Annotated in this window: 9 protein-coding genes; 2 read left to right on the forward strand and 7 right to left on the reverse strand. The window is 46.4% G+C overall.

The features are described from left to right. Positions 1–132: 132 nt before the first annotated feature. Positions 133–438: a type II toxin-antitoxin system RelE/ParE family toxin gene (locus Psfp_RS07520; RefSeq protein ID WP_134217932.1), complete on the reverse strand. Its 306-nt coding sequence runs from the start codon at positions 436–438 to the stop codon at positions 133–135. Further along, the gene (locus tag Psfp_RS07525) at positions 431–718 is read right to left on the reverse strand and encodes a type II toxin-antitoxin system Phd/YefM family antitoxin (protein ID WP_134217933.1); all 288 of its coding nucleotides are present in this window, start codon (positions 716–718) and stop codon (positions 431–433) included. Before Psfp_RS07525 ends, Psfp_RS07520 begins: the two co-directional genes overlap by 8 nt. Before the next feature lie 527 nt (positions 719–1,245). Here Psfp_RS07525 and Psfp_RS07530 point away from each other — a divergent pair. Then, entirely contained in the window at positions 1,246–2,712 is a 1,467-nt protein-coding gene (locus Psfp_RS07530) for an Msr family ABC-F type ribosomal protection protein (protein WP_134217934.1), read from the forward strand. Positions 2,713–2,909: 197 nt separating this feature from the next. On the opposite strand, the gene Psfp_RS07540 is transcribed toward Psfp_RS07530, so the two are convergent. The 4 genes from Psfp_RS07540 to Psfp_RS07555 all read right to left on the reverse strand — a co-directional run bounded on the left by Psfp_RS07540 (position 2,910) and on the right by Psfp_RS07555 (position 8,019). Continuing rightward, positions 2,910–3,368, reverse strand: a complete 459-nt coding sequence (locus tag Psfp_RS07540; RefSeq protein ID WP_192895308.1) for a hypothetical protein — start codon at positions 3,366–3,368, stop codon at positions 2,910–2,912. 148 nt (positions 3,369–3,516) lie between these two features. Next, the gene (locus tag Psfp_RS07545) at positions 3,517–4,788 is read right to left on the reverse strand and encodes an MFS transporter (protein ID WP_134217936.1); all 1,272 of its coding nucleotides are present in this window, start codon (positions 4,786–4,788) and stop codon (positions 3,517–3,519) included. A gap of 5 nt (positions 4,789–4,793) precedes the next feature. Next, the gene (gene ppsA, locus Psfp_RS07550) at positions 4,794–7,415 is read right to left on the reverse strand and encodes a phosphoenolpyruvate synthase (RefSeq protein WP_134217937.1); all 2,622 of its coding nucleotides are present in this window, start codon (positions 7,413–7,415) and stop codon (positions 4,794–4,796) included. Positions 7,416–7,431: 16 nt separating this feature from the next. After that, the gene (locus Psfp_RS07555) at positions 7,432–8,019 is read right to left on the reverse strand and encodes a TetR/AcrR family transcriptional regulator (protein ID WP_134217938.1); all 588 of its coding nucleotides are present in this window, start codon (positions 8,017–8,019) and stop codon (positions 7,432–7,434) included. 416 nt (positions 8,020–8,435) lie between these two features. On the opposite strand from Psfp_RS07555, the gene Psfp_RS07560 reads away from it, so the two are divergent. Further along, positions 8,436–8,936, forward strand: a complete 501-nt coding sequence (locus Psfp_RS07560; RefSeq protein ID WP_192895309.1) for a hypothetical protein — start codon at positions 8,436–8,438, stop codon at positions 8,934–8,936. Positions 8,937–9,356: 420 nt separating this feature from the next. Here the strand turns inward: Psfp_RS07560 and Psfp_RS07575 are convergent. Next, on the reverse strand, positions 9,357–10,012 hold a 656-nt coding region (locus Psfp_RS07575), incomplete at its 5' end, for a DUF4070 domain-containing protein (RefSeq protein ID WP_134217941.1).

The raw sequence follows: 10,012 nt of genomic DNA on the forward strand, positions 1-10,012 counted from the left end.
TTTTTCAAGTTTTAATCAGATGTAAATAATTAGCTTAATATAAAGAGCGGCTGTCCAAAGTTGAACAGTCGCTCTTTTTTACACACTCGCCACCTCGCCCCGGCTTGGTGGTCATCAATCAGATAAGATCGCCTATATGCCGGTATCCAGGTGCCGCTTGATGTCCCGGCTGCCGTGCAGAACACGGTGGATTTCAATCGTATCCTCCAGCACGACATAGAAGACAAGATAGCTGTACACCGGCATTCTGCGGTATGCCAGCCGGTATTGCCCCGCACTATAAGCCTCGTACTTTTCGGGAAAACGGGGCAACTCCTTGATCTTTTCAACAATACGGTCATATTGACGCAGCGCGGTGCTTTCGTAAAACTGGGCAAGATATTCCACAATGTCCGCAAGGTCTTGTGCTGCGACGGGCAGCATGACCACCTTACGCATTGGTTTGGCCCACCTTTTCCGCAAGCTTGTTGCCCAGCGAGGCGGAAACCTCGTCAAATTCCAGGCGGGTAGGGTCGGACTCGGCCTGCTGCTGCGCCTCCAATAACGCGGAATCAATGCGCTTTGCCGTCTGGAGGGCTTCGTACTGCTCAATGCTCATAACCACCATGTCGCCGTAGCCGTTCTTCGTCAGGAAAACCGGCTCCTTGCCTTCATGGACGATGCGGGAAATTTCGGTAAAGTTATTCCGAAGATCGGAGATTGGCCTGATCTGAGGCATGGTAATACCTCCCTTCATTATCAAAACTTTATCATAATTATGATATTAAGTCAAGGGACACTTTATGTTTACAATTTGAAATCCTGACATTAAGATGCTATAATAAACCGAAAATTGTATTGTAAAGGAGACACATATCTATGTATTCTGTTCGTTTAAGATAAGCAGGCAATAAAAAAGCAGTAAATCCTTCCACAATTGTGGGCTTTTTTGTTGTGTTTGTCTTTACGCATCAGGACATAGGTACAGGCTGGGTGTAGCTGTTTCAAGCTATTCCTATCTGTTGTTTGTCTTTTTTCGTTGATATGCAGACCGAAAGCCCGTATTGGACTTGCGGCCTGCATTTTTATTTCCATAAGCAAAAATAAAATTAACAATAAGCTTTCCAGTTTAGAAAGCTTGATAAAAAATAATGGAGGAACCGCAATGTATTATATCTTTATATAAACGCTTCCTGTTTAAATCGCAGGATTTCCCTGCGGTTGTAGTCAATGAAAATATGCGATTTTAAACAGGAGGAATCAACTATGGAATTGTTATTAAAAGCAAGCGATATTTACGTGGAATATACAGGCCGCGAAGTATTGAATATTAAGGAGTTGGAGTTGTATGATTACGACCGTATCGGATTAATCGGCAGCAACGGAGCAGGAAAAAGCACCTTGCTCAAAGTGCTGCTTGGGGAGTTAACTTTGCCCGGATGCAAGGTAAAACGTTCAGGAAATTTTGCCCATATCACACAATTGGAGGAAACCCTTTTGCAGGAATCCGCAGACTATGCCCTGATGGGCAAGTTCGGTGTCAGCGGGCTGGACACACAAAACATGAGCGGCGGTGAAGAAACCCGGCTGAAAGTCGCACAGGCACTCTCCGGTCAGGTCCATGGCATTTTTGCCGATGAACCGACCTGCCACCTCGACCGCGAGGGAATTGATTTTTTGATTGGCCAGCTCCAATATTTCTCAGGTGCACTGCTAATCATCAGCCATAATCGTTACTTTCTCGATGAAGTTGTGAATAAAATCTGGGAGCTGAAGGACGGAAAAATTACAGAGTATTGGGGGAATTATTCCGATTATCTTCGTCAAAAGGAGGAAGAACGTCAAAATCAGGCAATCCGGTATGAACAGTTTGTCGCCGAGCGGGGTCGTCTGGAACGGGCCTCCGAGGAAAAGCGGAAGCAAGCGCGGAAGGTCGCTCAAAAAGCAAAAGGAGCAGCTAACAAAAGCATGACCGAAAGCGGCGGCCGCCTTGGACACCAAAAAACAATGGGAAGCAAACAAAAAAAACTTTACAATGCCGCGAAATCCATGGAACACCGTATAGAGGCAATGGGCGATGTACAAGCCCCTGAAAAGACCCGAACCATCTGTTTTCGTCAAAGTCAGGCGCTGGCTCTGCACAATCCTTATCCCATTGCAGGAGTGGAAATCAACAAGTGTTTTGGCGATAAAGTGCTGTTTCAAAAGGCATCCTTTCAAATCCCTCTGGGAGCCAAGGTAGCGTTCACCGGCGGGAATGGAACAGGAAAAACCACTCTGTTTCATATGATTTTGAATCGAGAGGCTGGCATCTCCGTTTCTCCGAAAGCAGAAATCGGTTATTTTGCCCAAAACGGCTATAAATTAAATCGAGATCAAGGGGTCATGTCGTTTATGGAGAAGAACTGCGACTATCAGCAGTCAGAAATTCGTTCCGTACTGGCCTCCATGAGTTTTTCTCAAAATGACATCAAGAAAGATTTATCGGTGTTAAGCGGCGGAGAGATCATCAAATTATTGATAGCCAAAATGCTTCTTGGACGCTATAACATCCTGCTGATGGATGAACCCGGCAACTTTCTGGATTTACCCAGTGTGGAGGCGTTGGAAGCACTAATGATAAATTATACAGGAACGATTCTGTTCATTTCCCATGATCAGAGATTGCTGAAAAATGTGGCAGACAGGATCTATACTATTAAAGACCGGCGGCTTTGTTTAACAAAAGGATAGTAACTTCAGATAAAACACCTGTGTATATTAAAAAGCAGCGAGTATGCTCTCGCTGCTTCATTGGCCTTATGGTAGCAGGTACAGGAAATAACCTCATTACTACCAGAGGTAAGGCACAAGTCGATACCGCACCTTTTGCATATATTCCGCGTATCCCGGCAACTCTTCTTTCAGGCTTTTCTCCTCGTCGAGAATTCTTAGTATAAGTACCGAGCGTCCATGCAGGCAAAAACAGCAATAGTCCAACAGGTCAAGCCCCATGTCGGATGTGACATTGTTGGACACGGATTGAGAGAGAGTTCGGCAACGTTCTTTTCGCCTAGCCATTTCTGCATCTTCTTATTGAGCCACTGAGACACGTAGCCTCCGACAACCATCAATGCCATGCCGTCAGAAGTGGCTTTTTTCAGTTCCCTGTTACCTTGTAGAATGAGCTCAAACAAGTCGTCCCCGGATACATTGGCCGCTCTTTGCTCCACTGCCCGGATCAGTGCCCTATTGCGGGCAATCATTTTTTCAACGACTGACGCATCGTTCTTCCGGTAGATCTTTATGGCTTGAATCACCATTGACAAAATCCCCAATAGCATGGTATTCGAGGTCAGCGCTGACTTCTCTTGAGACAGCATCTTGATGAAATCCTTCCGTTCCATCAATTTGAAAAGGGCGTTCGATCCCAGAACGTCGGAACTTCATTCATCGTCCACATAATGATGTTTTGCGCCTTTTCACTCAAGGTAAGAGTCAACAGCGTCAAAACGAAGTGCTTTTGGAAATCCACCTCAATAGTTCAAGCTTTGCAAATCATTGTCGTGCCGTATTGTCTCGCGTTTTCAGAAGCGGGGCCAGAAATACAACTGAAATGAACACCATCAGTAAATCTGCTGCCAATACTGTCCAATGCACTTCAATTTTATTAAGAGCAAACCCATAAATTAAGGCGCCGAAGGGCATACCTCCTTTGGAAATCATCCCGACAATGGAAAAAACCCTGGACATGTATTCGTTGGGCGTTGCTTTTTGGACGAAGGTCTGTACCGGTACATTGACAAACATGAGCGCGGCGCCTAAAAAACTGAGCACCGCCGCCAGCAGGACAAAGTATAAAACCGTATCGTTTCCAAAAAGCGACAGGCTGCGGGGAAACAGTAAAATTGCAAATGCTGTCGTTGTGACTATCTGCAGGAAGCAGCCGATAAAAAGAGAGGTTGTTGCCTTCTTCTCTTTAGCAAACACCACGCCGACCAAAACACTTCCGAGCAGCGCCCCCAATAAAATTGCCATTTGCAGATAACCATACCAGGTGTCGGTGTAATGCAGGCGGCTTCGGAAAAACAAAGGCAGTACAACGGTAAACACAGGCTGGATCAACGCATAGATGACCAGGAAAAAGGTACAGAACCTGCGGATCGCCCGGTTGCCAAGAATAAACCTGGCGCCCTCCGCCAAGTCGGTCCAAAACCCCTTTTCCTGCAGCTTGAACTCCCGCCGGGTATGCTGATACCGAATCAGCACAGAGCAGCTTCCCGAGATCAGGAATGAAATACCGTTGATCAGGAACACGGCAGCAACCCCCAGGCCCGTGTACAGCGCGGCACCGATTACAGGGCTCAGCACACCGGACAAGGTCCGCAGCGAAGCTAAGATGGCGTTGGCCCGGGTCAGCTCTTCCTCGGATACCAGCCGCGGCAGCATCCCTTTCGTCGCCGGATCAAAAAAACCGTACAAGAGGGCTACAACGACCTGAACAGCGAGCAGCAGAATCAAATTCATCCTGTCACCATAGGAAGCAAAGGCCAACCCCAGTATGACAATTGCGCTGGCAATGTCTGTTGCCACCATGATCATTTTACGATTCAGCCTGTCTCCCCATACTCCGGCAAACGGATATACCAGAAGGGTCGGCATTAAAGACAGGAAGGAAAACAGCCCCACGGTTGCCGCGGAGCCACCTGCGTCGATAATATACAGCGGCATGATCACCATTTGGATACCTGTCCCTGTATCGGAAACCATTCTGCCAAAAAGCAACAGCAGAAGACTTGTATTAATCCTTTTTCGGTCTTTTTTCATCATCGCACCTACAGAATTTCCACATAGCCTTCTGTTCCGTTGATCCTTATTCTCTGTCCATCCTTGATCAGCTTGGTGGCATTTTCCACGCTGACTACCGCGGGTAAACCGTATTCCCTTGCCACAACGGCGCCATGGGTCATCATCCCGCCAACCTCCGTAACCAGCCCCTTGATGGATACAAACACCGGAGTCCAGCTTGGGTCGGTGAATGATGTAACCAAAATATCTCCCTCTTCTATATTGGCACCCTCCATTTTCAATATAACCCGGGCTCTGCCCTCTACGACGCCGGAAGAAACAGCCACCCCGGCCAAAGCCCCCCGGGGGATGCTTCCTGTGTCATATTCGCCGGATATCACCTCGCCGCCCGAGGTTATCACCCGCGGCGGCGTCAGCTTGGCAAAAATCGCATATTCTTCTTTTCTCTTTATGATGATTTGGTAATCCACCTTATTGGATTTAACGGCTTCCCTGAGTTCGTCAAAAGTCAGATAATAGATATCCTCCCGGTCTTTTATTACTCCCTTTTGCGCCAGCCTGCCGGCTTCCCTCAGCAGGGCCTCTTTAATCGTCCAAAGATACCAGACCATGATATACTTGCTGTATTCTCTGAACCCCGCGTAATTGCGCAAAACGCTGATAACTTTCCTGGTCTTTTTCGCTTTGCGCTTTCCGCCGGGCAGCTGCTCCAGGCGCCGCAAAATGTCCTGTTCCTTCTTCCTGGCTTCCTGCAGTCCCTGTTCGAATTTCCTGGTATGGGCGCCCGGTTCAAAAGCTTTGATGTTCGATAGGATCATTGGGATGAGTATGGTTGGCTTCTCGTTCCAGCGGGGGCTGGTTATATCGATTTCGGCTGAACAACGCATGCCGTACTTTTTCAGATAGGCCCGTATCGCGTCACTTACCGCTTGACCGCCTTCCAGTTTGGCCAGATCTTCAAAAAAGGTTTCATCACCGGCCTGTTCAAAATACGCCGTCACGGCTGGATACTTTCTGACGGCGTCCGCTACGTCCAAAAGCGCAAGTCCCATTTCGGAAGTGACATTATCGGGGACCGATTGGGCAAGCGTATCGGCCGCATTTTTTTCGCCCAGCCATTTTTTGATGTTTTTATTGAGCCAGGAAGAGGCGTAGGCGCCTGCAAAAACTACGCCGTAACCTGCAAAGACGGCATCCTTTAAGTTCCCGTAGTCTTTGCGTATAAAAGTAAAGAGCTCCTCTCCGGATAAACCGGCAATTTTTTGTTCTCTCTGATGCATTAGCGCCTCATGTCGGGCCATCAAATCTTTGACGATGGCATGATCGTTTTTGCGGTAGGCTTTGATGGTTTCAATGCCCCATTTCAGCCATACCGAAGCCCCTATCATCGCTGATTTTCCCCGGTATAGTGTTTTGACATAATCCCGGCGTTTCATTAAATTAATAAAGGCCTTCTGCATCAGCACATCGACGGCTGCCAAACCTTTGACAAAGGACTTGCTTATCAGGGGCGATCTAAGCTCGCGGGATATATCGATATACAATCTTCCCCCAATCTCAATCATCGCCGATCCGGAAATCAATTTGAAAAAATCCTGAAAGAAACTGTAACCTAACGGCCGCATCGCCTCGGTCATCATCTGCCGGTGAGCGAAGGAAAAATAGACATGATTTTTCCCGTCTTTATTTTCCGGCGCAGGATACAGGGTGGTAATGGGGCGGCTTTGAACAATATAGATTTTATCTTCAGAGAGGCACCATTCTATGTCCTGCGGGCGGCCAAAATAGGCCTCAATTGTCCTGCCCATTTTTTCCAGCTGCAAAATCCGGTCGTCTGTCAACGTCTGCTTGTTCTGACGTTCGGTTTCTATCTTCTTTTCCTCCGTCCCCCCTTCTTTCAAGGCATAGATGGCCAGTTTTTTGGTAGAAATTTTTTTATCGATGATCTTTCCTTCCCGCACCTTATAGATATCTGCATTGACCAAACCGGAGACCAGCGCTTCGCCAAGCCCAAAGCCGGCATCTATAGACAACACTTTCCTGTTGGCGGTAACCGGATCGGCGGTAAACATAATGCCCGCCGCCTCCGGAAAGACCATCCTCTGGATGACGACAGACAAGTAAACCTTGCTGTGGCCGTACGCGTTTTGCATGCGATAGACGACTGCCCGGTCTGTAAATAAAGAGGCCCAGCACTTGCGGATATGCTCCAGTATGGCCGCTTCCCCAATGATATTCAAATAAGTATCCTGCTGGCCTGCGAAGGAAGCGGTGGGCAAATCCTCGGCTGTGGCGCTGGAACGTACGGCATAGGCATTTTTTTCGCCCAGCTTTGTGAGGCGCCGGGTTATTTCTTCCTCTATATCACCAGGGATGGTTGTTTCTTCAATAACTTTGCGGATCTTTGCGCTAATTTCGCTGATTCTTTTCTGGTCATCCACTTTTAGACCAGCTAATTGATCAAGCCATGCGTTAAACTCCTGGTTAGGCACGATGATTTGTTTATAGGCTTCAGTGGTAACACAGAATCCTTCCGGCACCTGTATCCCGCTTATTCTTGACAATTCACCCAAATTAGCGCCTTTACCCCCGACCGCAATCAGCTTTGTTTTATCTATATCCTTAAAATCAAGTACGTAAGCATTCATCTGTTTTTCCTCCCTGTTATTTCCCGATACCTTCCCTGATTATCTTAATCCCATCGCTCAGCCTTTTAATAAACTTCTCTTTATCTGATATGAACATGCAACTCTGTTTCCAAATGAGAGTGTAAACCATTTCCGCAGCCAGATAGGAATCTATTTCCTGCTTTATCAGGCCTCGTTCCTTATCCCGTTCGATAAACTTCACAATTCTTTCAATAAAAGACGCCCGTAGTTTGGTAACGAATTCACTGTCATCGATTTCCATATATATGCTTATCCTCAGGTACTCAGGGTGATGCTGAGCCCATTCCAATGTGGCTTTTGTTGACTCAAGGCAAATTTCAAAAAAGTCCGCATCCGTATCGATGTTTTCCGAATGCAGGGCAATCTCTCTTTTTTCCTTACCAATCCGCTCAAACATATAGAGATAAATATCCTCTTTGTTTTCAAAATATTGATAATAACTTCCCCGCGGTATCCCCGCCGTCTTGACAATCTGGTTAATCGACGCCTCGCTGAAACGCTTGGTGGAAAACTCTTTCACGGCGGCATCAAAGATTTTTTGTTTCTTGTCTTCGTTTAAATTATTAAAAGTATCCTTTGGCATGTTATCATCCCCCATTGACACTAAGATAGCATAAGATCTCCCATGTGACAAGGGTGTCACATGGCAATATTGTCATGTGCACCAAAGAGAATAGTCGATCGAGGCTTTTGTCCAGCGCCAGGGCGGGTTTTAGGGTTTTGTAACAGATGTTGGCAGGGTGAAAGGTCAGGCGCTTGGGGCAGAAGAAATTCGACTTGATATACATCCAGCGAAACTGCTCCGACGGCCGAAGTAGATGCCGACGGCCACTTCCAAAATTCAATCACTCTACAAAAAATAGCGCCCCTTTAATGAAGCGCCAGCAGATCGGTTACCTTATCGTTCCTGCCGGTTTTCAAACTTACTATGAATTATCTTTCACTTCTCAACGTATACTATAACAGGTCACCATGACCACGGTAGCCCCCTTGACCACGATGGCTACATGTTATAAACTTGAAAGTGAGGATATTATGATGGAGTCTAGAGAGGGTGTAAATAAAATGTCATTAGCAATACCCAAGTTCAATATTCGAGATACAAAGAAGCGCTATTCCGAACTTAACAATATCGCTCTAAAAGGAATTGAAGTAATAACATTCAATGCAAATAATGAGAACGAAATGGTATCACACATTAAAACTTCCTATCTCGACAAACTTATGTCTAATTTGATTTTTAAACCAGAAATAGAATTTGATGAAGAAATTGAAATTCATACTGTTTCTCTTCCGGAAATTGACCTTTATGGTGAAGGTCCTACATTAGAAGCTGCTATTAATAATCTACTTGATAGCGTTCTAGAATTTCTTACTATTTATGTTGATAAAATAGATATGTTTTCAAAAGTTGAGTCAGAGCAAAAACAATTGTTTTTGCTTAAACTTCTAAGATACCATGGAGATAGGGATTCAATTAAAAAAGTGTTGGGTTTATAAAAATGCCTATACGATTCTGTCAGGGAGATATACGTAAACTTCTTTCACATTTCAATATGAAACCGGAAAGGAGCTCAACTATATATTGGGGAATAGGTAGAGACGGTATTTGGCGTACTTGTAAGTTTGACTACCACAAAGACAAAGATCCTGTAGCCACAGGTACCGCTAAAATAATAGCTACTTCCTTAAAATTCAATACTGTACTGGAGATAAAGGAATATATTGACAAGTACTTATAGTGATAACGCTTTCAAACAAGTGCAGCTTTGCGGACTTTTCCCTTGCCGGAATGGAGAAGGAGAAGTGCTTGTCGCTGCCGCTTACGTCCCCCATAAACCGGCTGCCACCCAGGATGCCCTTCGCAAACGGACAGGCGAATTCATAACTGGAGGGGCAGATCCTACCGCAGGGTCCATCTTAGACCTCTCCCTCCAGACGCGCCATCTGCCTGAACATCTTGCGGTAGTGGAAGCCTTTGATGGAAAAGCTCACCGCTTCCGGTAGGAAGCGCGGGTAACGGAAGGTGGTTTTGATCAGGAGCTTCCAGTAGTGACGCCGGCCCTTCTCCAGTATGCCCAGGTAGAACATCGCCTGCAGTAGTGCCTTGATGTAAATCAGTTGGAAGCGTTCGGCACGTTTCCGCTTAATCGGCTTGAATTCTCTGAAAAACTTGTATACCCGCTCGTAGAAGGCAGCCGGATCGTAGATAGAGGTGATGATACTCTTGTAGCCCTCCAGCAGCTTCTGGAGGTTCATTTTGGGGATGAAGTTCAAAGAAGAGAAGTCAGTGTTGTTACCTGTAAAACCGGACAGCAGCCGATTCTCCTGTTTCAGGCGCTCAAATAGCCGCGTCCCACTGGGAGCGCTCAGTAACCCCACCATGGCGTTGATGATGCCGCTCTGTTTGATGAAGTTGATTTGTCGCTCAAAAATGGATGGGGTGTCGCTGTCAAATCCGACGATGAAGCCGGCGCTGACCTCCATCCCGTTGTTCTGGATAGTCTTCACTGAGGCAATCAGGTTGCGGTTGATGTTGTTAAACTTGTTGCACTCCTTGAGGCTCTCCTCGCTGG

The sequence above is a fragment of the Pelotomaculum sp. FP genome, assembly GCF_004369245.1.
Lineage (GTDB): Bacteria > Bacillota > Desulfotomaculia > Desulfotomaculales > Pelotomaculaceae > Pelotomaculum_C > Pelotomaculum_C schinkii.